A 23,358-nucleotide genomic window follows, 5' to 3' on the forward strand; every position below is an offset into this window, starting at 1 on the left:
CGTCGTCATTCGCCGTCTTTGTCGCCGCCGGTGCCCTTCGCGAGCTCCTGCAGTTGCTGCGTGTTCTTCAGCACCTCGGACAGCAGATCCTCGAGCTTGTCGTTGCCGGCAAGCTTGTTGCGCAGGTCGGCGAGCTTCGAGCGCGCCTCGAGCAGGCGGCGCAGCGGCTCGACCTGTTCGACGACTTCGTCCGGGCTGAAATCCGACAGCGAGCGGAACTTCAGGTCGACCGCGAACTTGCCGCCTTCCGGGCTCAGGCGGTTTTCCACCTGGAACGCGGCGCGCGGCTCGATCGCCTTCATCACGTCGTCGAAATTGTCGCGGTCGATATTGACGAACTTGCGGTCGCGCAGCTTCGGCTGCTCGATTTCGGACTGGCCCGCCAGATCGCCGACGACCCCGACGACGAACGGCAGTTCCTTCACCTCGATCGCATCGCCCTTCTCGACCTCGTAGGTCAGCTGGACGCGCGGCGGCCGTATTTTCTGCAAGCTTTTCTGAATGCTTTCTTTCTTGGCCATCTCGACGGCTCCCAGGTTAGTTGTGGTTATCGCGTCAGTTGCGGTTTCAGTTGCGCAGTGCGCCGAACGGATCCGCGCTGCCCTTTTGCGCCGCGGGCGGCGTCGGGGCGGCGCTCGCGGCCGCTTCGGCCGCCGGTGCGGCCGCGGCCTTCGCACGATGGACGACGCGGCGCGGCGGGCGCGGTTTCGCGATCTTGGTTTCTGGCGGAAACAGCGCCGATTCGCCGAGCGTGTCGCGCAACTGCTTCGCGAGCGCCTGCGCGTCGGACTTCGCATCGCCCGCGAGCGATGCATCCTGGCGCAGCTCGCCGAGCGACTGCGTCGCGATCCGCAGGCCGGCGACGGCCAGCACGCTCTTCGCCTGACGATCGGTCGCATCGCGCTGCAGCGCTTCCTGGGCGGCGACGATCGCCTGCCCGTAATGGTTTTGTGCGAACTGGATTTGCGCGATGCGCGACCACGGTTCCTCGCGCGTCGGGTCCGACTTCGCGAGTTGCTGGTACAGGCCGAGCGCCTTGTCCTGGTCCCCCGCCTTCGCGACGGCGTCTGCATCGGCCAGCGACTTGTTGAACACTTCCGCAGTCGGCGGCGCGGGAGGCTGGCTCGCACAACCGGCGATCACGCCGCAAGCCACCACTACCCCAGACAGTTTTGCGAAGAGACGGTCTTTCATCGTTATATCCACCGGCGCGTGAGTTTTAAATCGTTGAGAATCTGGTTCTTTTGCTTTGCAAGAAGCGCGCGGGTATAGTACCGATCAATTTTTCATAATTCAATCGTCGTGTGAAGAGTAATTCCTTTTAAAACCGGGCGCTACCCCCTCGAATGGCCGCTCGCTGCGGGCTCGCAGCGGTTTTTCTTTCGACCGGAATGCGCAAGTTTTACTGGTTGCACGACGCGCCGCCCGGATGGCGGAAAAAATTTCCGGATGCTCGCCTGACGCGGGCGTGCTTAATAGTTGAACGGGGCAATGTCGGGGGATACGCAGCGAACGCGGCAATATCCCGGCAGTTTTGACAGGGATAAAGGCGGCACGCCGGAAAAAACGATGAGATCGTCCATGATTCGCTACGCGCTGCCGCTGCTTGCGTGCGCCCTTCTGGCCGGATGCGCGGCCGCTCCGCTGCTCGGCTCGGCCGCGAGCGCCGTGATGTCCGCGGCCGGCATCGGCAAGCCCGAGGTACCCGACGCGCAGAAGCCGCCGCGCAACATCGGCCTCACGCTGGCCGCCGCACCGAACCTGAATGCCGCGACCGACAACAAGCCGCTCGCGCTCGTCGTGCGCCTCTATGCGCTGAAGGACCCGACCTCGTTCCAGCAAGCGCCGTTCGACGCATTTACCGACCCGGCCAAGGAAAAAACCGCACTCGGCGCCGATCTGCTGAACGTGCGTGAAATCACGCTGATTCCGGGCCAGCGCTATACGGCAACCGAGAAGGTATCGCGCGAAGCGCAGGCATTCGGCATTGTCGCGCTGTTCCGCGATCCCGCACTGCAACGCTGGAAACTGACGTTCGATCCGGTGAAGTCGGAGAAATCCGGCATAATCATCGGCCTGCATAATTGCGCGATGACGGTCACCGACGGCACGGTCATCGCACCGCAACAGGGTGCGCCTTCGCAACCGCTGAATATGCTGTCTTCGGTCTCCTGCGGTTAAACATGACGCACGAATGTCAATTAACAAGAGTTAACACACTTGGCGATTTAATTCGGGCACGACCAAATCGATTACATCGCAAACGCCACATTAACCGGATTTGACATGAGTTATTCGGCCAAGGTGCTGTGGGGGGAAGGGCTGTTCCTCCGGCCTCAACACTTTCAGCGGCAGGACGCGTACCACGAGGCGCGCCTGTTCGAGTCCATCCAGGCGATCCAGCCATACAACTGGGGCGTGCGCTCGGTGCGCATCGACCGCGACGCGCTCGGCAGCAACGTGCTGCGGGTGGCCGAACTCGCGCTCGTGTTCCCGGACGGCGCGCTGTATGCCGCGCCGCAGGCCGACGACCTGCCGCCGCCGATCGCACTGGATACGTTGCCCGACGGCATCAACGAATTCGTGTTCTATCTCGCGCTGCACCCGCTGCGCGAGAACGGCACCAACTACAGCGACGATCCGGCCGCCGGCTTCATGACGCGGTTCGTCAGCGAGCAGACGAGCGTCGCCGACAACTTCACCGACGCCGCCGAAGCCGACATCACGTTCCTGAAGACGCAGGTCAAGCTGATCGCGCACAGCGAGCCGCGCGACCAGCTGCTGTCGGTGCCGCTCGTACGCGTGCGCCGCACCGCGACGTCCGGCTTCGAGATCGACGACAGCTTCGTGCCGCCGTGCCTCGCGATCGAAGCGTCGCCGATCCTGCACCAGCGGCTGCGCCAGCTGGTCGACGCGCTGCAGGCGAAGGTGAACGCGCTGTACGGCTTTCACCGCGAGCCGTCGAAGAACATCATCGAGTTCCGCTCGGGCGACATCGCGTCGTTCTGGCTGCTGCACACGGCGAACGCCGCATTCGCGACGCTCGCGCACCTGCACCAGCATGCGGCGCTGCATCCGGAGCGGCTGTTCCAGGAGCTGCTGCGCCTCGCCGGCCAGTTGATGACGTTCTCGAAGGGCTATACGCTCGCCGACCTGCCCGTGTACCGCCACGACGATCCGGGCCCGAGCTTCGCGCGTCTCGACCTGATGCTGCGCGAACTGCTCGACACCGTGATCTCGACGCGCTATTTCGCGATCACGCTCGACGAGGTGCGCCCGTCGTTCCACCTCGGCCGCCTCGATTCCGGCAAGATCGACGACAAGACCGAGTTCTACCTCGCAGTGTCCGCGGACATGCCGAGCGTCGAGCTCGTCGATGCGGTGCCGGCCCGCTTCAAGGTCGGCGCGCCGGACGACGTCGACAAGCTCGTGCTGTCGGCGATGCCCGGCGTGCGGCTGTCGTACACGCCGCAGGTGCCGCCCGCGATTCCGGTGCGCCCCGGCGCGTGCTACTTCGCGCTCGATTCGCGCAGCCCGCTGTACGAGCGCATGCTGCAGGCCCAGTCCGCGATGATCTACGCGCCGACTGGTATCAATGACCTGAAATTCGAACTGATCGCGGTCACATCATGAGCTACGCGCCTTCCTTGTTCGGCGACAACGCGCCGGCACCGCTGCACACCCCGGCGTCGACGGACTCCGCGTTCCAGGCCCGTTCGCTGCTCGATTTGCTGTACGACGGGTTCTTCATGCTGTTCCTGCTCAAGAACGGACGGGAGCCGGACAGCGCCAGCGAGTTCAGCACGCGGATCCAGGAATTCCTGTCGGATTTCGAGCGCGGCGCGAAGAAGCTGAATATCGCCGCCGAGGACGTGTACGGCGCGAAGTTCGCGTTCTGCGCGGCCATCGACGAGATGGTGCTGTCGTCGCAGTTCAAGATCCGCGCGGACTGGGAACGCCGGCCGCTGCAGCTCGTGTTGTTCGGCGAGCAGCTCGCCGGCGAGAAGTTCTTCCAGTATCTCGAGGAAGGTCGTGCGCAGGGTGCGGCACGGCTGCAGTCGCTCGAGGTGTTCCATATGTGCCTGCTGCTTGGGTTCCAGGGCAAGTACCTGCTCGAAGGGCCGGAAAAGCTCGCGTACCTGACCGCGCGGCTGGGCGACGAGATCGCGCACATGAAGGGCAAGCGCGCGCCGTTCGCGCCGCACTGGCCGCTGCCGGACCAGATCGCGCACCGCTTGAAGCGCGAGGTGCCGGTGTGGGCGATCGGGACCGTGTTCGCGCTGGTGGCGCTGCTCGGGTACCTCGGACTCAACACGTACCTGAAGGACAAGACGCTGCAGGCGCTCGCGCCGTATTCGCAGGTGATCAAGGTCGGGCCGGAGTCGGCCAACCTGACGATCTCGTTGCCGTAACCGGCACGCGATTTCCGATCGCCGCTTCATGAGAAAAGGACCGCCTGGCGGTCCTTTTCTGCTTTTGCGCGCTTCCTCCGGACAACTGAAAAAGATCGATGGCGTGCCAACGCGTCACGCCATCCAGATGTCTTCATAGCCGGCGTCGTCGATGATGAAGCGTGCGCCGGGCGGCAGCCGCAGATAAGGCAGAACCGACGGCAAATAGGTCGACAGGTGCGCCGCATGCAGCGGCTGATAGAAATCGTCGGCGTCCGAGTATTCGCCGCAGTGGAAGAACCAGCTGACGTTGTCGCCTTCGGACAGCGCGATACGCGTGCCATAAACGGGCATCCGTCGGAGCGTCGACATCGCGACGGCAACCATCTCTTCGGGTTCGACGGCCTGCAGGCCGTAGCGTGCGCAAAGCGTTTCCTGTTGCGTGCGCAATGCTGCCGGATCGTCGGCCATGTTCATTTCCTTTCTGCCGTGCAGCGAGTCAGCCAGGTTGCCAGCATAACCGTGGATCGGCGCCGTGCCGGCGTCGCAGCATCAGAACAGGATAAACGCGTCGTTCTCGACGTAGAAGACAAACGCGTCCAGCAATTGTGCGACGCTCGGCTCGTCGACCTGATCGTGTGCGTTGATCACGATGTCCTCGATCGTCGCGCTGTCGAGCGTGGCTTTCCAGCCGGGTTGAGCCGCGATGGCGGGCGCAACGTCGGCTTCCGCGTCATCGGCGTCTTCGAGGAACGCCCCCTCGGTGTCGAGCGTCCACGGCATCGGCGGCAGGTAAAGCCACCCGGAGAAATCGCCGGGACGTTCGAGAATATGGTGGAGCGACGCTGCGGTCGGGGAGTCGGTCGACATGAGTATTGCGGTGGGATCCGGATTGATGATTGCGTTGCATCGGCCGCGAGCCACCCGCGGCAGGCCGTGATTATGCCAATTCCTCGCCCGCCCGCCTCCCGGCGCGCGTCAGATGACGCATCGCGTCACTCGTTCGCGGTGAAATCGATTGCAATCAGGGCCAATTCGACTTCCGGCGCGGCGCGGTTGCGAGTAGTGTCTACGTGCCCGCATTCCGGCCGGCCCCGGGTCCGACCGATACCCGGCGCCCACCCCACGATACTGAACCCTGGAGATCTGCGATGAAACGTTCGAAGTTCCTGCTGTCGGGCCTCCTGCTCGCGTCGGCCCTCGGCTTCACGGCCGTCGCCGCGCACGCGGACGACCTGCTCGATTCCGTGAAGAAAGCCGGCGTGCTGCGCGTCGGCCTCGAAGGCACGTATCCGCCGTTCAACTCCCGCGGCACGTCCGGCCAGCTCGAGGGCTTCGACGTCGACGTCGCGAACGCCGTTGCCGGCAAGCTCGGCGTGAAGACGCAGTTCATCCCGACCGAATGGAGCGGCATCATCGCCGGGCTGCAGGCCGGCAAGTTCGACGTGATCGTCAACCAGGTCACGATCACGCCGCAGCGCAAGGAAGCGCTCGACTTCAGCGAGCCGTACACGTACTCGGCCGCGCAACTGATTCAGCGCAAGGACGACACGCGCAACTTCAAGTCGCTCGATGATTTCAAGGGCAAGAAGCTCGGCGTGACGCTCGGCACCAACTACGACCAGATGGCGCGCACCGTGCCCGGCATCGAGGTGCAGACGTACCCGGGCGCACCGGAGAAATTGCGCGACCTCGCCGCGGGCCGGATCGAGGCGACGCTCGACGACCGCCTGATGCTGCCGTACATGATCAAGACGTCGAACCTGCCGCTGCGCGCGGGGGCGGTGCTGAACGGCGGCAAGCAGGAAATGGCGATCCCGTTCCGCAAGGGCAATCCGAAGTTCGAGAAGGCAATCAACGACGCGCTCGATTCGCTGCGCAAGGACGGCACGCTGAAGAAAATCTCGACGCACTGGTTCGGCAGCGACGTGACGGTGCCGGTCGCGCAGTAAGCGGTTGGGCGCGCGTTCGATGCGTCACGTCTTCCGTGTCGATGAAGGCGTGACGCGTTTCCTCAAGCCGCTTCGTCGAAGCGCGCGAGCAGCATCTGGCCGATCGGCGTCAGCGCCGGGCGCACGGCCACCGCATTCAGGCGCACTTGCGTCGCGTCCACCAGCCGCTTCTCGACCAGCACGGCGAAGGCGGGATTCGATTGATCGACGCTGTCCGGCGCACGTGCAATGCGCAGCAGCATCGAGAATTCATGCGGGCTCAGCATGGTCCCTGTCTCCTGATCGTCCGCGATCCGGTTCGAACCGACGTCGATCGTGTTTTCGAATGAAATGGGGCGATATATACCGCCGCGGCGCCGGGAGCGAGATCCCGGTTGTGTCTGCGCGCGAGGCGGGCACGTCGTCGCCGGCAGGGTGCGCGCGGCCCCGATCCGGCGATGTCGCCAAGATGGGAACGTGCAACGTTAGGGGTGCACCGTGACGCGGGCGTGACAGTGAAACGGGGGCGAAACGACGCGCATTACCGGTCACATCCGCATGGCGGGCAACAACCCTGCCCGCTCTATCACCTTGTCATCTCAACGCGACTTTCCGGCGTGTTCGGATTATGAGCGTCCCGACGTCGGCAACGATGAAATCAGCACGGCGCCGCAGGAGGTCTTGTGACCGTCGAAAGCCGCATGCGCGCCCTCGATGTCGAATTGCCCGTCGCCCTCGACGACAACGCACGGCCCATGTAACGGACACGTGCAGCGATCGCCGACGCGTGCAGGCGCACGCCCCATGACATCGCTGTTCGATGCGCCCGTCTCGACGTAGCCGCCGTGACTATGGACGTCGCCCATTCGGATGATTCCTCGCATCGCCGGCTCCCCGCTCAATAGGAATAGCCCTGCATGCCGTAGTCCGTATCGTGCCGACGGCCCCACCACGGCAAATACGCATTGTTCTCGCCCCGCGCACGGAACCAGTCCTTGTCCGGATCGATCGGCGTGACTTTGGACGGCGGCACCACCACCACCGCCGTCGGGTGCTGCCCGTCCGTCGTCCCCGCGACCAGCACCTTCTCCCCAAGGTGATTCGCCCGACCGATCGCCAGCACCACGTCCGTCAACGCCGTACCGGCCCCCATCGGACCCAGCAGCGCCGGCGTATTGAACGTCTGCTTGCTGAAGTTGTAGTCAGGCAGCACTTCCGTCAGCGTCTGCGACAACGCGCCGATCCGCTCCGACGCCGCTTCGCCGCCGCGACCCGCGTCATGCACCACGAAGTTCAGCGACGGCACCGTTACGCCCGCATTGCGCGCTGCACTATCGATCGTGGCCTTCCACGCCTGTACCGCACGCGTCGTACCGGCCTTCGCCTCGTAGTCCTTGACGTTGCCCGTCGCCGCGCGTCCGATCCATGCCAGCGGTTCGCGCTCCGTCTTGAAGTTCGGTCCGACGAGAAACAGCACCACCATGTTCTCGTTGATCTGCGCGTCCTTCGGTGGAAAACTCGGCGCGTCCCAGTTCATGACCCACGCGCTCTTGTCCGGGTTCGCCTGCAGGTAATCCAGCGCGCGGTTCAGCGACGTGAAGCCCGCGTTTGCGCCGCCCTGGTTGACGTGGACGTCGGGAGGGGTGTTTTTGCTCCAGAGATCCAGGAAATATTTGTTCCCGATGTTGAACTCGCGAGTAATGCTCTCTCGAAGATAAGCCTGTGCCTCGCCGGCGTCCAGTCTCTCCGGTACGGCAAACTCCACACGGATGCCAGCCAGTTCGCGCCAGTCACCCTTGTTCTTGGATTTGACCGTGTAGAAATACTTGGCGTTCATCACATAGCGATCGCCAAAAATCCCCAGCAGCTTACTGACGTATTTGTGATAGAAGCCTTTGAACGTTTCAGTACCTTGGTTACCGTACGCCACCCCTGCGACGGACTGAATTTTCGTGAACGATTGCGGATCCGTACGGACCATGTCATCGTTTTTATTGGGTTTAGTGAGCCCCATGGTCCACAAAACCTGCCATTCAGTTGGATAGTCACGCCGATGTAGTGGATTCAGCCACTCTAATCCGACGACCTGCGCCACGAACGGTGCAGCACTTTCACCGGCATTTGGAATGGCGACATCTTTCTGCGTAGCCGCTTGCGCTGGCGTCGCTGTCACGACGGTCGATACCACAAATGTCAGAATCGCCACCAAGGATGGCACCATCAACAATCGCTTCATCCAATCTCCCGTACTCAATTCGCCCCGAAGCTTAGGCCCGGCGAAAACACTCAAGCTGTACATGATACCCATTGCGACAATCAAGACCACGATGGCAACAACCAATCTACGGGACTGGGTCGAAATAATCTTACTCATACCGCCCCTCCGATTTTCAGATAGAGCTCGTTTTCACGCTCATCGACGATTTTTTCGGGCCGCTTGGCCTCTTCTGCAATCTTGACCCACTCATGCACCGGTGCGCCGTCCTTCCCCATTACTCCGCTTTCGAAATATTGTGCATAACCCTTGCTCGGATGAATATCCGGCAACGCACTTCCAAACCGCCAATCCGCCTCGATTCGCAACTCGGCAAAATCCTGCGGCGACAGATAGCACAATCCGACTGCAACGTCATACGCCAATGCCTTCTGCGCATGTTCCGGGTTCGTCATCGTGGTCGAGTGATTGGTCGGGTTGTTCAGCTTACCGGCATCGAGGATCTCCACCACCTGCTCGTTGTGCCATTGCTGGTAGCCTTCCGGCACATCGCTCTTCCCATCCTCCCCCATCACGTTACCTTCGTCGTCCACCCACGCCTTGCGGCCGTCACGACGCGCGCGCATCCGCAGAATCGCACGGTCCTCGTAACGTTGCGACGCTTCGCTACCGACATCGCCATTGGGTAGATCGTCAGGCGATTGCGACTGATAGGTGTCGTACGGATCGTCGGATTGCTTGTCCGTCTTCGCGGCGTTCCGGGCCGATGCCGGTGTATCGTAACCGTCGTTGAAATCGCTCTCCGCTTCGCCATCCCGTATCTTGATCGGATTGAGATGTTCCGGATCATTGCTTCGGTACGTCTTCGGCGTGAACGGTTCGTCGAGCGCCGGCGCGTCTGCGTTCACCGTCCAGAACTCTGGAGGGTCGGCATTGACCGGAAACAACTTGAAACCCGACGTGACCATCGTCACCAGGTAGAGAACCGGTGCGGAGGCTGTCGTAAATAGCTTGGCGATTGGATTCTCGTTTCCGCTCCATGCGCGGACCAGTCCAAATTTTGCCGGCGGGGAAGGTGGAAACCAGAAGCCGGGTGTCGTGCCCTTCTTGCCGTACCGCCAGTCATTGGTCCAATACGAGTAGTCGCCAACCTTGCCCACTTCCCAGTGCGTCGCAAACACCCGCTGCGTCAGCACGCCGTCGGCACCGATATCGATGAGCTCTTTCGATGGCCCGTCCTCTTTCGTTGCGTCCTTGATGCGCCCCAGCCCGCGCCACCCGATACCCTGAACCGTCACGGCGGAAATCACTTGGTCATGGGGGCAGCAATACAGCGTCACCCGGCCATAGGTGTGCCCGTTCAGACCGTGCGTATTTCGATCGGCGTCGGCCGAATACGGCTTGCCCTGCTCGGCCGTCCGGCAATTGCCCATTTCCCTGTCGACCTTGTCCGCGGGCGGCTCGAATGCCGAGCGGGCGCGAATGATGTCGAGAAATGCGCGCAGTGTCTTTGTGCGGGCCTCATAGGTCTCGCGGCCGCGCCCGTTTTTGTGGTCCTTGATATCCCGCTGGGACCAGGTATCCATTCCGGTGTTGGTGTTGGCGACGCTATAGGGAGGATTCGCCAGCACATAAGCGTCGGCGACGCAGCGCCCCTTGTTGCCCCACGGGTCGGTCACTTCCGTCAACTGATCGCCGAAGAATGCCGCCGTCAGACCGACCATGTTCCCCTGACTGTGGCACACGATCGTAATCGGCACGTTCGCCTGCTTCCTGCGAATCGACTCCACCAATTTGGCCAGCCGCAACGCGGCGAGCACCCCGTAGGTACGAGGCGGCGTTCGATACAGCGGGCGCGTGGTCGGATTCATTGCCTGGACCGAGATCCATCCGAAGATCCGGTCGTCCAGCCCCTCATGCCACAGATCCGGCAAACTCGAGCAGCCGTTCGCGAACGGGCCGCCGCCCCAGTAGTTCTTCTCGTTCAGAAAAATCTTGTCCCCGTACTCCTTCAGCTCTTCCTTGTTGGCCTTGTACCCCCAACGGAAGTGAATGACGGGGGAAAACGAAGGATCAGGCTTGATGTAATTTCCCGCCCATAACTTGGGATTCAGGAACCCGTCCGGCGTCAAACTCTCCGTATATGCGACGGGGCTCATCTGACCGCATATCACGCCCTTATGGTCCAACTGATCATCGAGCCGGGCGAGTCGCCGGTTCAGGCCCTTGCACAACCCTTTCTCGGCCCCCTCGTACCATTCACCCTCCGAATTAACACCGTGCACGAAAATGATCACGCCGGGCAGCGGCGGCTGCTTCACGCAAATCAGTTCGTTTTGCATATCGAATAGCATTGGCCCCTGACTTTCACCGACCATGATGCCCTGCGGCTCACGCGCATTTGCAGCGGCATTGCCATCCGCGGCCACTGTTGCATCGGGCGACGCCGGGCCCTGCGGATTCAAAAAAGAATCTGTCATGCGTTGTTCCCCGGAATACTCAGATATTTTTCTTGAAGAACTGCACCGTCAGTTGCTCGAACTGGTTGCCGTTGATCGGCGGCAGCTTGCCTGATGCGTCGGTTTTCTGATCCAGCAGGTCGCCAGACATCTTCCTGACCTCGGCGTCGAATCCCGGTACAGGCTGCCCGTCCGTTGCCCGAACCAGCTTCGGCACACGCCCGAGCGGAGAGTGACTGAACGTCGGTAATTCGCCGCTCATGCTGGCGGGCCCCTGCCACGAGTGACCGGCCGACTTCACCGTAAACGTGCCCGGGCAACCGAGTTCGATATTCGCGCCGTCCAGCTTCAGGTAAGCTCCGCCGGACGTCATCAGCACCACCTGGTCTTTGCCCAGCACTGATGCCTTGCCACCCGCCGCCGTCACCTGGAAATTCTTCGCGGAATCGATCTGCGTATCGTCGTTCTGGCTCTGCATCAGCAACTTGCCCTGATTAGCGATCGTCGTGATGCCCGCACTCTGCGCGAACAGCCACAGCCCGTTGCCGGCCTGCATGTTCAGCTTCTGGCCGCTCGTGAATTGCAGATGGTTGGCAGCGATCTGATCGATGTTCTCGCCCGCATAGGTCACGTGCGTTTTCGGCGTGATGTTCAGCAATCCTGCCTGCGCGCCAAATGCCATCAACGCCTGCGAAGCGTCGTTGCCGCCGGCTCCCGGCTCCCACGCCTTGAACGCGGCCGACAGCGTCGACTGCCCGGCCGCATCAGTCGTTTGCCCGCCGTGCTGCCCCGCATAGTCACCCAGTGATTTGAACAAGTCGGTGCACTGCTGAAGCAACTGGATCAACTCATCGCGATCGAGCTGGCCGCCGCTCGCCTGGGTGCGTGCGTAGGTCGTCAACAACATCCCCCGCGCGGCACGCAATGCTGCGGCGGCATCGGTCCGGAGTTCCGCGCCCTGACCGCGGTCGGCACCGTGACCGTTGTCGCGCGGCTGTGTCAGGTACCCGAGATTCAGTTGGGAATGCGCATGTTCGGACGCCAGTTGCGCACTGATCTGCTTCGGCGTGTCGTCGAGTCGAAGCTGGTTGTACCGTTGCCCGCTGATTTCCTTGGTCTTGATTCCGGTCAAGTAGCGGTTGCCGGGCAAGCCGCCGGCATGGCTGAACGCCGCCGGCATGTTGGCGCCGTTCGGCAAGACCCCGAGGATGATCAGGCGATCCGGATCGCCGCTCAGACAACCCAGCAGCACTTCCGTATTGACGCGCGGCAGGATGGTCTGGCCGAAGTTCGGCCCCGCGAGGCTCGATGCAACACGAATCGGCGCGCTGTCTCCGAGATTCCCGTTCGTTCCCGCCCCTTGGGCGTGGGTGTGGTCCGCTGCGTCCTGGCCCAAAATCATCACATAGACGCAACCGGTCTCGTCGCAAGTCACCTCGTCCGACCCGCTGCCGACCACGCGCCCCGTGATCAACGGCGTGAGCGGCAGATCGATCTTCGCGTCATAGATCGGTGTCAGCGGCGTACCTCGCGGCACACAGGTAAACTGGTTCTCGTAACGCGTATCCTGATCGCCTGGTTGCTGGCTGCCCTGCGCGGGCGGCTGCTCAAGTGAGTAGCTCGTCGAGAACAATGTTTGCGCCCGCTCGCTCAGTTCCTTCGGCAAGTTGTTCCATACGTTGTGATGCAGCGACGTGATCACGAACTGCCGCTGCTCGGCGGGCCGCGCATTCCAGCCCGAATCCCCGGTGATCGTTACCCACGTGCCGATCTGGAGATCGCGGATGCCGCTCTTGCCGTCGTAGCGGACCGCGTGCGCTTCGTGCGCCAGAATCCGGTCTTCGGCGATTCGGTCGAGATCCGCCCACGAGTCCGCCACATGCGGGCTCTCGATCACGATATCGGTCAGTAGCTGCGCCAGATCGTTGCCGGCCTCGCCCTGGTCGAGGCCGGCCGGCCGGCTCGATTGGTCCACGTTCGCCTTGCGGTAATCCCAGGTCGGCCGGCTTGCTTCGCCCGAGACCAATTCCTGACGCATGCTCAGCACCGTGATCGTGTCGCGCTCTTCGGTACCGGCATCGCGCGGGTGCAGCCGCACCGTCCCAGACGGCCCTTCGGGCAGTTTGTGCGGGTCGTCGCAAAACACCATCGTGTGCACCGGCGGCTCACCGTCTTTCGGCTGGCCGCTCGCGCGACCGGGGCGAACAAACATCGTGATGCCATCGCGACGCAAGAGTCGCGACACGAAGCGCGCGTCCGACTCGTTGACCTGACGCATATACGAGCGCTTCGGATACCGGGAGGAATTCAGTCCCGACAGATCGAACTCGAAGGCACGGGCAAGCGTCTGGCTACGTTGCCGCCATTCGTTGAGCACGACGTTGATCACGTCGATCACATTGACATTGCGGAAAATACGGGAATTGGTGCGTTTGTGAAGCAGGTTCACCGCGTCGGTCACGGTGAACTGATAAATCGTGAGCTCACCGTCGGATCGTCCGACCTGAACCGCGCTGATGATCGCGTTGATTGCATGTTTGCCGCCACGGTCGGTAACCATCCCGACTGATACGGGCGTTCCGATAAAAAGCTTGGGCGAGAGATTGCCGTTTTGCGAAACGCAAGTCAGACGGCCATCGATGCCGGTCATCATGCTTTCGCGAATACTCACATGCTGCAGGGCAAGCTGCGCGCCCAGATCTTTTTGTGCCGTTCCCCAACTCAGTGTCACGGGGCGCCGATTCGTATCAATCCCCGATACGAAATTGCGAAACGCTTCTCGGATATTCAAGACGGTCTCTCAGTTTGATTCGTTATGACGCACCGACTACGGGTGCGCTTCGCGCTCTTTTGCGCGATTTTATCAAATTGCCATAAAGGCAAGTTTGCTGCCCTGCGAAATTGATAATATTCCACAGAGCACTGGCTCTAACGTACAAAACAGATCACGCTACGTCCTAAATCGATTCCGCCACCAGAGGCGGTCTATCAGCGACAACGACGAATTGCGTTTCGGCCCATTTCCAGACCTTCTCCCCAAGCAAAGAGAATTTGTATAAGACAAAGAGCTACGCGAACATCGCGCAGCCCTTTGTTTCGAAGTGTGACTTTCGGGTGCTGTTGACGCTCGTGAAGTCAGTAACGACTCGCGTCACACAGCCGCTGCTCCGATTCACATCGTGGGGCTTTGCGAGGATCGCGCGCGCTTTCGCCAGTCGGTCGAAACGAACACGGCGTGTTGCGTTGATGGTATCGACAAGGAATCGAGCAAATGGGCCCGACAGATCGACGTCGAAACGACGGATGAACACGTCGTGGCACCGAACGAACGCCCCCAACCCGAAAAAATCGCCGCAGAAAAGACGAAGGGCCGGGAGACAAAATCTCCCGGCCCTTCGTTCAATATGGTGCGGCTGCAGGATCAACAATCCATATCCAATCTATTGATTCGAAACGAAAATGGAATCGACGGTTAGAACACGAACCCCCAAACATACCCCCAACCGGCTGAGCCCGTGCGGATGAGGCCATCGAGCGAAAAATTGTGGCGTAAGTCGCCGATCCTCGGCCGCCGGAACAGAAAACTTCTGGAGATTTGGAGATATATGCTCAATTCACCCCGGAAGCCTTACTGGTCAAGGGTCCGACTATCTCCAAGTGTATCTCCAAAACACTCATTTACTTGGAGACAAAGTTGGAGATAGCCGGCAAATACGTCGCATGACGCCAGCCGTGTCGAGAAGCACCCTGCGGTCTGGAACGCTGCGCGCAAAGAAGCTCCCGTGCCGCAGCCCTCCCCGATGCAACGGCAAAAGCTGGCCTAGTGTTCGATGAAAAGTGACTTTGGACGGTCAAAAATTGCACCGCGCCATTCACCTGTGAAGCCTCCCGGCAACTTTGACAGGGTAGTTACCCTTATTCGGTGCGTGCTACAGTCCTCGCAAAATTTCAACAGAGGATTCGGCATGAGTTCTGCGTTCATTCGGGAAGGCGATACGACGTCGCACGGTGGCCGGGTGCTCGCCTGCACGTCGACCAACATCGTATTCGGGAAGCCGCTGGCGCTCGAAGGTGACATGGTGTCGTGCCCGAAGTGCGGCGGCGTCTACCCGATCATTGGCGTCCGGGTGCGCAGCATGACGTTCGGTGGGCGGGCCGTGGCGACCGATGGGGACAAGACGGCGTGCGGCGCAACGCTGATCGCATCGCAAGGCCAGGCGACGGTAGAACCGACGTCCGGCGCGGGCGGCTCGATCGGTGCGGGTAGAAGCGTTCTGGCACAGAACGTCGCGCAGGACGATGGTGCGTATCGCGGACGCTTCCAACTCGTCGACGACAGGACGCGCGAACCGATCGCGAACCACCCTTACACGGTGACGTCGGCGGACGGCAAGACGGTCCAAGGCACGACCGACGCGAGCGGCCACACGGATTGGCTCAGTAGCCACCAGGCGTCGTCACTATCGTTCCAGCAGCCCGGGAGCAGTGAATGAGCGGCGGCTACTCCCCGGGCTCGTCACCTGGGGGCATGAGCTCGGACGGTCAAACAACGCAGGTCGGGGTAAGTGCCGCCAAGCTCTCACCGAAAGACCGCAAGGTTCTGTGTCACACGTTCTGCGAGTGCCGACGCATCGGCGTCGCGACGAAAGCCGGGACCATCCAGCGGCAGCGGTGCGTTGAGATGCGACTCGGGCTGCCGAACGAAGTGTCGAAGATGCAGACGGGCGTTCCAACCGAATACCGCCCGGAACAGCCGTACGATATGACGACGGATCCGCCTGAGCCGATCATGGACTATGACGACCCTCTCGAGCCCAATACCGGGATTCGGCAGTGGATCAAGGACAAGTGGCCGAGCAAGGGCAAGAAGTACGAGAAGGGCGACGTGCGTCGCCCCGACGTCGTCATCGTGAACGACCCGGCACAGCCGCCCGTGCAGTCGAACATCAAGACCGTCGTGGAGATGAAGTTCCCGGGGGACACGTACGGCCCCGACCAGGAAGACGACTATATCGAGATCGCCGGTGGCCCGTCGAAGTTCGTGCACCTCGGCGCGGCCGACTGCGGATGCGGCGACGACGACGGGCAGAAGAAGACTTCGCGCTCGAGGCAAACCGCCTCACAATCTGACCTGGACGAACTGTACGGGACCAGCCCCAGCGCGCCCGGAGCCCCGCCGCTCCCGCCGCCGCAGGTCCAGCCGCTCCCTGCTTTGTAAGCTGACGCCATGACAAACGACGAAATCGCTGCCTGGGCCAAGGATCCGCGCCGAGCGGACACGATGCCCTTCGGCCTGTACGAGCCCGCGCACCAGAAGGGCATCACCGGTGCCGCCTTGGTTGTGCGGGGCGTGCTCTACTTTCGCGACGGCTTCACACCCGCCGTCCGCCAAGCCCTGGTGCGCTGCTTCACGCAATACAACGCGGCGATCGAGGAATATCACCACGCGCTCGAGGTAGCAGCCGGCGAGCAGCCCTCGAAATCCGGGCCGCTGCGCTGGCTGTACGCCGAGGGCGAAGAGCCGGCCCAATACGACAAAGCCCCTGGATTCGAGAGCATTGCGGCGCGCGTGCCCGCCGACGAAACGCTCGCGGTCGCGATGACGAGCGCCGAGCACAAGCTCGCCACCGGGTTCTACGAATTTACCGTGTTCGCACTGAGCGAAGGGAAAGCAGCGCGCAAGCGCGGTCTCGACGGCCTGGCCTTCACGGTGCCGCGCGCGTTTCTCGTCCAACGGCCGGGCGTATTCGAAACGCTGTTCAATGCGTTCGCCAAGGGTCTACCGACCGTCCACGGGCACGGCGGCCTGGCCGTGAACGTGCCACCGATGGGTCGGCGGCCGAACGAAGCCAGCGAGTATTTCTACGCGCGCCGTTTCGGGCCTGGCATCGACGTCGGCGATCCGATGCGATCGACTGTCCGCAAGCTCTACACGAAGATCAAGACCGTCGACTGGCTGAACGCGCTCGACGGAGATCTAGTTCGCGCGGCTGGCGGCGCATCGTCGCTCATGCTTCCGCCTGACTGGTTCTCCCGCCAATCATTCGGTGACGGCGGCCTACTGATCAAGGCCGGCGTCGCGCCGGAGTCCGGCGTGTCCAACGGACCGGGAATTCCCGTCTCGCCGCCGGCCGCGTACGTCATTCTGAATCGCGCGCTGAAGCCGATCATTGCGGATTCGGTCGATACCCTGCAGGACGGGACGCTCGATAGCACTGCGCCGCTGCTCAATACGGTCGTCGCGACCGAAGGATGGCTGCGCCGCTTTGATGTGTCGAATGACCAGCTCAATGCCTACTGGGTGGAGCTGCACAAAACGCCCAAACTCCATGAGGATGCGTAGCCGTAATTTCAGCGTACCGACTGGCGTGCAACATGCGCGGCGCTGACCGTTTGCACGCCATGTTTTCGCGGGGCGATTCTCAGTTGAACAACCGTTCCTCAAAGTCGTCAATCGAGGGGAGTGTTCCTGCTTCCGTCATGCGGCACATCAAGCGCGAGAGCAGCCCCCGTACTTCGATAATGTGTGCTGCCAGTAGAGCATCCGTCGTGGCCGCGCCATGCACTGCTTTGGATCGATAGTCATATAGCGCCTTGATGCGACGATAGAGCGCCAATCGCGCCGGCCCCCGATCCTCAAGAAAGGATGCAGACAGCGCAGCGAGGCGAAACCGCAATTCCGAGCTGATACCAAATAAGCTCTCGAACCCGGCCCACAGCGCAGCCGCCGACATTCTCAGATTGGCTTGTTGATGGTGCGTCGTCACAGAATCCACCGCCAACCGGAAAGCGGGCCGCTCCAGAATCCCAATCCATGCCGTCAGGTGCTTGTGAACCCAATCAAGCGCATCTCGCGAAACCACGACAACCTGACCGAGCCGGCGGGCAGCGGGTACGTCTTCCAACAACTGCGCTTCACAGGAATCACTGTCGACTGCTGGGATAGCGTCCCATGACACATTGGCCACTGCGGGAACGAGGAGATCAGCGAGAGAGCGGCAGCGAAGGGCCGAAATGATCCACCAGCCCATGTTGAGCCGCTCCTGAGGGTCATTCAATGCGCTCTGCAGTACCGCCAACTCGTGTGTGACCGCCGGCATGTGACGGGCAATCGCGCTCATGAGTCCCTTATTCTTCAGTGCGCCCGCAAGTTCAATTTCCCCGGGAGGCTGCTGCACCGCCCGTAGCGTTGCGACTCCGGGAAATTCATACGGACCGCCGTGCAACACAAGGCCCGACAGGGCGAAACAAAGCTCTGGTGTCCCCTCCAATGCCGCCAGCCGCTCTTGGGCCTTCTTCTTTCTCCTCTTGAAGTGCGTAAGCACGTCCTCGGGCGCCTCGAACCGGCTCTCCATCTCGTCTGGTCTCCTTCGCTCGTGGGTCATCACGCTACTCTCGTCGGAACAATTAAAAGCACATTTTGAGCGATTGCTTCTTCACACGCGAATCAGGACATCGGCACGCTCGCAAAATGTCCAGCCCTGCTCCTGCTGACTCGTATTCGAAGTCGTCCTAGCGCCCGTGTTGCTGCCGGCCGATGTTTTTTGCCTTATAGTTGGACGCGATTGAGATTCGGCCACGATCGCAATGTACCCAATTTGCTGCTTGTAAACGGATCGTAGAAAAACGGGGCCAAGAAACAATAACGAGAGGGACCACTCATGACATGTGAAGTCGCAGTGCTTAATCAATACGCTGCTGTCATCGCCGCTGATAGCGCGGTGACCTATACGAATGGCGCCACTACAGAGGTGCGCTATTCGAAGGGCGGAAACAAAATTTTCCAGCTGTCGCATCACCAACCCGTGGGAATCATGATCTACGACAGCGGTTCGCTTCTCGGCGTGCCGTGGGAGATCATCATCAAAGAGTACCGGAAGGACCTCGGTACAGCTTCGTTCGACACGATTGAAGAGTATGCCGACCACTTCGTCAGCTTTATTTCGAACAACAAGCTTTTCTTCCCTGACGCCGAGCGAGATGCCAACTACGTATCCGTGATCGGGCGTGCGATGATGATGCTGTTGTCGCACGCGGTATATCAGAATCCGATTCTGAGAGACTCGAACGCTTCGAGCACGGACCGAGCTGCTGCTTGGAATGCCTATTTCGGGGCAGTCGAAACGCGATGTAATTCATTGCCCTACCTGAACGGGTTTGACGATGCTGAACTGGATGCGCGGCGACAACTCGCCCTCAGTGGCAGCCTAGCTAACGACGCGTCGACTGCTGTTGCAGCTTTGGCAGCTGATTCGCAAGCCTATGTCAGCGACTTTGTCGACATCAATGAGTGGATCCGCATCACGGTCCTCCAATCCGCAAAGGAATTCGGCAGCTATCCGCAGGTGAGCGGACTGGTGTTTGCCGGATATGGAAAATCGCAATTTTTCCCTCAGTTGGCTGAACGAAAGGTTTCGACCTTCACAGGCCAGTCCGTCGTGTGGAGTCTGGGCAACACCCTGACAGTGACCCGCGACCAACCGTCGCACATTTCGCAATTCGCGACGACGTCGATGGTCGACGTGTTCACGAAGGGATATGGCTTTGGCATGTTCCTGGCGGTCGATGATGCCATTGACGCGACATTCAGTAAGATTCCCGCCGACATTTGCGCTGCCGCCGGTGTGGGCCTTCCGCAGAACGCCCAAACACTCTTCCAACAAGCACGAGACGCCTTCCATCAAGAGTGGACGCAACGCTTACATCAAGAAAATTTCGCCAAAATTCAGGGCACGATCGGCACACTACCTATTGACGAAATGGTCCATCTTGCCGAGACAATGATCGTGCTAGAATCCCTGAAGGAAAAGGTCACCTCGCCGAGCCAGTCGGTCGGGGGACCGGTTGATATCGCTGTTATTGCCCGCGAAGAAGGGCTTGTTTGGGTGAAGCGTAAGCAGTTCTTTGATTCCGCGAAGAATCCTCGGTTCATGCTCCGCCAACAACAAATCTATCGATGAGGGACATATGACCAACGCCACGGTTCTCTTAAAGATTGCGACCTCAATGATTGCTAAGGATCGCGCCCACGAAGCTCCTGTGGACCTGTCTCGCACGGGACGCGAGCGCGATCGCAGTGAAGCTGACAGCAAAGCCCTCCGCGAATTTGTCCGACTGACGAAGAGCACGCCGCTTCCTGCAACGAGTTCAGTACCGTCACAGCTATTTAACGTTCGGTAACAAAAGCCCCCAAGTTCGGGGGCTTTTTTATTTCCAGTGCCAGGAAACCGCTCGGCGCTCTCCCGCCGCTGTGTCGCGCCCCAGTGCCGCGGGCTCTCGCCGGCGCGATTGACGCGGCAATAACCGCGCGCTCGCTCGGCTTCAACACGTGGTCCAGCTCGAAGATCGCCGTCGGCGAAGTCTGCCACGCCGGCCCGGCCGCTGCGTTCATCGTGCGCGCACCGGGAGACGCTCGCGTCGTCGTTGTCGACATGTGCTATGTCGATCCCGCGCTCAACGGCGGCGTCAAAACGCAGACCCAGGGCGACAAAGCGGGCTACGGTTGGACCGCCGATCCTCGCCGGCTCGAGAAGGCGAAGCGCGTGTTCATCGGCGAAAGCGCGATCAACGCGCTGTCGATCGACACCTGCGCCATCCCTTGGCACCGCCGCATTGACGCTTCGCGGCCTAGCGAACGTCGACGGCATCGACTTCGCGTTCCTGCGCGGCAAACAGGTCGTGATCTGCCTAGACAACGACGAGCCGTTCGCGGACGGCCACCCGCGCGCCGGCCGCCGGCCTATGCCGGAAGCTGTCTGGGCGCTCTACGAACGGCTCACAGCGGCGCCGTGCTCTTCGACCGCCGAATTGGTTCGCTGAACGACCATGGCTGGTCGTGAACGGCGGCGTCGATCTGATGCAAATTGCGACCTCAGATTGTCGCGGTTACCGAAAAGTGACTTTCAGCGATTTGGCATTTACGCCGCGTCTCGTACCCGCATGATCGTCTGACGGCTTGTGCTGTAGCGCTTGGCGAGACTAGCCACGCTCGCCCCTTCGTTTAGTTGCTGTCGCACCTCGTTCTGCTGTTGCTTGGTCAGTGCAGACGGACGGCCCATCGCTTTCCCTTCCGCTCTTGCTCGCGCGATGCCAGCCTGCGTCCGCTCGATCAACAAGTCGCGCTCAAACTCGGCAACAGCATTCAAGACCTGCATCGTCATCCGGCCAGCTGCACTGGTCAGGTCGACACCGCCAAGCGCAAGGCAATGAATTCGGATACCGCGACGGGCCAAAGCTTCGACGGTTGCGCGCACGTCCATCGCGTTCCGACCAAGTCGGTCGAGCTTCGTAACGATCAGCACGTCACCTTCTTCCATTTTGAGAAGCAGTTCTGCAAACCCCGGTCGCTGGTCCGCGCTGACACTACCGGAAATGCTTTCCGTAATAACCCGACGCTTGTCGACGGAGAAACCGGCCGCTTCGATCTCACGAATTTGATTAGTTGCCGTCTGGTCCGTCGTGCTGACGCGGGCGTATGCGAAGGTCCGGGACATGCCGCACTCACTCAATATGTTCGAAAAGGATGTCCGAATCATACATCATGTCCAGAAGTATGAAACCCTTATTTTTGGACATACCGGTGCAGCCGTGTCCGTAAGGGATCGATTTTGGACAGGCGCATTTGATTGGAGACCGCCCACCTTCTGGTCGGTCGCTGGGACAGACAGGAAGGCGCCACTATTCAAAGGATAACAACCGACCCACTGGTGACACTCGACTCCGTGACATCTAACGACGGATCACAGGTTGACAACGGTCATTCCTATATCATGTTCCTTGAATGCTTGCCGCTCTTTTCAATCCTCCTGAAACGGGTTGTCTTGAACGTAAGACATGAGCTCGAATCCAGTTCGATTCAAATGTTCCTAATTTTTTGGAGAAGGTGTTGAACTATCGAGAATCCTTGGTTTTGCGAATTTTAGAAGAGGCGACCAAGGTTGCTTCGATGCCGGCAAATGAAAAGGACGCTTGGTTGGCGGCAGGTGAAGACGGACTTATTGTTCCGCGCTTGCCAACGCACAGACGTGGGACGCTTCACACTACCCTCGCAGGCCAAGCAGCACTCGACGCCCTTGTCGATGACTTCATGGACAAGTCCTCCTTTTCTGAGGAAATTGACCGATCAAAAGTTGGGGCGGCAGTGTGCAAGGCTTGCGGTGAGCTCATCTCACAAGGCGTTGTTGAAGGCAATACCATTGAAACAATCACGGGGATGGTGGAGCTGTACGTGTTCGGTCGAACTCAAGCCGCATCGGTCGCGTTAATACATTACGTCCCATGCCTACTTTGCGACGATGGCGAGACGGAAAGTCCATTTAAGATCGGTCCGATCTCATTTGTTCCCCGCGCGCTGTTTGAAAGCGGCCCTCTAATGGATGAGGATGCGATGCCGTGGTCCGCTCTTGCAAGGACCGACAAGCCTGACGGAGGGGCAATAGGCGAGGGTTGGGCGACTTTGCGCTCGGCCCTCGCCGGGTCGAATTGGGTCGCCTGGAGCAGAGACGTCGACACTGATTATGAGAGGTCTCGAGAGAATACGCTGGTGAATGTGGAACTTGCTATCTATTGCTTGCAGCTTGTTTTCGACCACAACTCATTGAGAGTCGTCCGTCACAAGTGGGAACGACGCCCTGCACCTATGAATCAGCGGCTGTCGCATTTTGAGGGAACTGACAGACTTCAAAAAAAGCAGGTATTTTCAGAAGTTGGTGTAGAGGGGGTGAACGGCTTTAGCCGGCTTGTGCAAACCAAATCGACTTTTTTTGCCAATGCCGGAGCGCGAATTTTTGCTGTAACTTCATCTGGTACAGATGCCCAGTGTCCGAACATTAGCGAAAGATGGCTTACCGCACTATTCTGGTTCGGCAAGTCGCTCCGCGAAGAACTGGACGCGGCGGCCATAATCGCACTTGGCGCTTCGCTGGATATTTTTGGGCGAAGTTCGGGAAAAGTATCTCAAATGCTCCGATTCTGTTCTGGCCTACTAAAAATGAAGGAAGATGAGTTCGTATATGGTTCAAAAATCACTTTGAAGAAAATGGTTGAATTGGTTTATTCAGACGGAAGATCTCAGCTGATACATGGCGGAAAAACGGTATTGAAATCTGATTACTTCGAGATGCGGCAGTTGAGCGAGGCCTTCGTCCGTCTTGTCCTTATTCGCGCCCTTGAACGTATCGATGACTATGCGAGATTACGCGAGAAAAACGGGCAAGTCCGTGATAGTTTTGACGACTTCGTAAAGTTCGTGATTAGCGGGCGCCCTATATGACTCACGCTGAACTCTCCACCGGTTAGCACACGACGAGATCTGGGAGCAATTCAAGTGTCTGTCGAATTGAAAGGATAGTCGGCTGCTGGAC

21 protein-coding genes and 1 pseudogene are annotated in these 23,358 nt (G+C 60.3%); 11 read left to right on the top strand and 11 right to left on the bottom strand.

Going from position 1 to position 23,358, the window contains the following annotated elements; genetic code table 11:
- Positions 1-5: 5 nt before the first annotated feature.
- Positions 6-521, bottom strand: a complete 516-nt coding sequence (gene tssB, locus H0X90_RS17830) for a type VI secretion system contractile sheath small subunit (RefSeq protein ID WP_006484395.1) — start codon at positions 519-521, stop codon at positions 6-8.
- Positions 522-567: 46 nt separating this feature from the next.
- Complete coding sequence (locus H0X90_RS17835) at positions 568-1,194, bottom strand: M48 family metallopeptidase (protein WP_043204524.1); 627 nt, start codon at positions 1,192-1,194, stop codon at positions 568-570.
- Between the two features lie 387 nt (positions 1,195-1,581).
- On the opposite strand from H0X90_RS17835, the gene tssJ reads away from it, so the two are divergent.
- The 3 genes from tssJ to icmH all read left to right on the top strand — a co-directional run bounded on the left by tssJ (position 1,582) and on the right by icmH (position 4,412).
- Positions 1,582-2,181, top strand: a complete 600-nt coding sequence (gene tssJ, locus H0X90_RS17840; RefSeq protein ID WP_006485335.1) for a type VI secretion system lipoprotein TssJ — start codon at positions 1,582-1,584, stop codon at positions 2,179-2,181.
- 105 nt (positions 2,182-2,286) lie between these two features.
- Positions 2,287-3,633, top strand: a complete 1,347-nt coding sequence (gene tssK, locus H0X90_RS17845; protein WP_006477098.1) for a type VI secretion system baseplate subunit TssK — start codon at positions 2,287-2,289, stop codon at positions 3,631-3,633.
- Positions 3,630-4,412, top strand: coding sequence for a type IVB secretion system protein IcmH/DotU (icmH, locus tag H0X90_RS17850; RefSeq protein WP_006491869.1), 783 nt, complete (start codon positions 3,630-3,632; stop codon positions 4,410-4,412). Before tssK ends, icmH begins: the two co-directional genes overlap by 4 nt.
- 114 nt (positions 4,413-4,526) lie before the next feature.
- On the opposite strand, the gene H0X90_RS17855 is transcribed toward icmH, so the two are convergent.
- Both H0X90_RS17855 and H0X90_RS17860 read right to left on the bottom strand, forming a co-directional pair.
- The gene (locus tag H0X90_RS17855; RefSeq protein ID WP_062884146.1) at positions 4,527-4,862 is read right to left on the bottom strand and encodes a hypothetical protein; all 336 of its coding nucleotides are present in this window, start codon (positions 4,860-4,862) and stop codon (positions 4,527-4,529) included.
- Positions 4,863-4,943: 81 nt separating this feature from the next.
- Complete coding sequence (locus H0X90_RS17860; RefSeq protein WP_006485338.1) at positions 4,944-5,261, bottom strand: hypothetical protein; 318 nt, start codon at positions 5,259-5,261, stop codon at positions 4,944-4,946.
- Between the two features lie 281 nt (positions 5,262-5,542).
- Between H0X90_RS17860 and H0X90_RS17865 the strand changes: the two genes are divergently transcribed.
- Positions 5,543-6,343, top strand: coding sequence for a transporter substrate-binding domain-containing protein (locus H0X90_RS17865; protein WP_060373216.1), 801 nt, complete (start codon positions 5,543-5,545; stop codon positions 6,341-6,343).
- Between the two features lie 62 nt (positions 6,344-6,405).
- Here H0X90_RS17865 and H0X90_RS17870 read toward each other — a convergent pair whose 3' ends face one another.
- The 5 genes from H0X90_RS17870 to H0X90_RS17890 all read right to left on the bottom strand — a co-directional run bounded on the left by H0X90_RS17870 (position 6,406) and on the right by H0X90_RS17890 (position 13,787).
- Positions 6,406-6,609: a hypothetical protein gene (locus H0X90_RS17870; RefSeq protein WP_059723931.1), complete on the bottom strand. Its 204-nt coding sequence runs from the start codon at positions 6,607-6,609 to the stop codon at positions 6,406-6,408.
- 339 nt (positions 6,610-6,948) lie between these two features.
- Positions 6,949-7,206 carry a PAAR domain-containing protein gene (locus tag H0X90_RS17875; RefSeq protein WP_059723932.1) on the bottom strand — a complete coding sequence of 86 codons (258 nt, stop codon included), beginning with the start codon at positions 7,204-7,206 and terminating at the stop codon, positions 6,949-6,951.
- Positions 7,207-7,220: 14 nt separating this feature from the next.
- Positions 7,221-8,696, bottom strand: a complete 1,476-nt coding sequence (locus tag H0X90_RS17880; protein ID WP_171984125.1) for a virulence factor — start codon at positions 8,694-8,696, stop codon at positions 7,221-7,223.
- On the bottom strand, positions 8,693-10,915 hold the full coding sequence (locus H0X90_RS17885) for a hypothetical protein (RefSeq protein WP_077188960.1): 2,223 nt from the start codon (positions 10,913-10,915) through the stop codon (positions 8,693-8,695). The genes H0X90_RS17880 and H0X90_RS17885 overlap by 4 nt, the downstream gene beginning before the upstream one ends.
- Positions 10,916-11,036: 121 nt before the next feature.
- On the bottom strand, positions 11,037-13,787 hold the full coding sequence (locus tag H0X90_RS17890; protein WP_077188945.1) for a type VI secretion system Vgr family protein: 2,751 nt from the start codon (positions 13,785-13,787) through the stop codon (positions 11,037-11,039).
- Between the two features lie 388 nt (positions 13,788-14,175).
- Here H0X90_RS17890 and H0X90_RS17895 point away from each other — a divergent pair, with 388 nt between their 5' ends.
- From H0X90_RS17895 to H0X90_RS17910, 4 genes are all read left to right on the top strand, one after another.
- Entirely contained in the window at positions 14,176-14,472 is a 297-nt protein-coding gene (locus tag H0X90_RS17895; protein WP_125345941.1) for a hypothetical protein, read from the top strand.
- Positions 14,473-14,961: 489 nt separating this feature from the next.
- Positions 14,962-15,489: a PAAR domain-containing protein gene (locus tag H0X90_RS17900; protein WP_077188944.1), complete on the top strand. Its 528-nt coding sequence runs from the start codon at positions 14,962-14,964 to the stop codon at positions 15,487-15,489.
- A complete protein-coding gene (locus H0X90_RS17905) occupies positions 15,486-16,214 on the top strand; it encodes a VRR-NUC domain-containing protein (RefSeq protein ID WP_077188943.1) in 729 nt (242 codons plus the stop codon). Before H0X90_RS17900 ends, H0X90_RS17905 begins: the two co-directional genes overlap by 4 nt.
- 9 nt (positions 16,215-16,223) lie before the next feature.
- A complete protein-coding gene (locus H0X90_RS17910; RefSeq protein WP_077188942.1) occupies positions 16,224-17,339 on the top strand; it encodes a DUF3396 domain-containing protein in 1,116 nt (371 codons plus the stop codon).
- Positions 17,340-17,418: 79 nt separating this feature from the next.
- On the opposite strand, the gene H0X90_RS17915 is transcribed toward H0X90_RS17910, so the two are convergent.
- Positions 17,419-18,384 carry a HEPN domain-containing protein gene (locus H0X90_RS17915; protein WP_196438158.1) on the bottom strand — a complete coding sequence of 322 codons (966 nt, stop codon included), beginning with the start codon at positions 18,382-18,384 and terminating at the stop codon, positions 17,419-17,421.
- Between the two features lie 273 nt (positions 18,385-18,657).
- Here H0X90_RS17915 and H0X90_RS17920 point away from each other — a divergent pair, with 273 nt between their 5' ends.
- Together H0X90_RS17920 and H0X90_RS17925 are read left to right on the top strand one after the other, a co-directional pair.
- Positions 18,658-19,956, top strand: coding sequence for a hypothetical protein (locus H0X90_RS17920; RefSeq protein WP_077188940.1), 1,299 nt, complete (start codon positions 18,658-18,660; stop codon positions 19,954-19,956).
- Positions 19,957-20,280: 324 nt separating this feature from the next.
- A pseudogene (locus H0X90_RS17925) lies at positions 20,281-20,779 on the top strand (toprim domain-containing protein); the annotation flags it as partial.
- A gap of 134 nt (positions 20,780-20,913) precedes the next feature.
- Here H0X90_RS17925 and H0X90_RS17930 read toward each other — a convergent pair.
- Complete coding sequence (locus H0X90_RS17930) at positions 20,914-21,489, bottom strand: recombinase family protein (protein ID WP_077188939.1); 576 nt, start codon at positions 21,487-21,489, stop codon at positions 20,914-20,916.
- Positions 21,490-21,881: 392 nt separating this feature from the next.
- Here H0X90_RS17930 and H0X90_RS17935 point away from each other — a divergent pair, with 392 nt between their 5' ends.
- Positions 21,882-23,267, top strand: a complete 1,386-nt coding sequence (locus H0X90_RS17935) for a hypothetical protein (protein WP_125345937.1) — start codon at positions 21,882-21,884, stop codon at positions 23,265-23,267.
- Positions 23,268-23,358 lie beyond the last annotated feature (91 nt).

Source organism: Burkholderia sp. 9775_39 (assembly GCF_015712225.1).
In the GTDB taxonomy this organism is placed as follows: Bacteria; Pseudomonadota; Gammaproteobacteria; order Burkholderiales; family Burkholderiaceae; genus Burkholderia; species Burkholderia cenocepacia.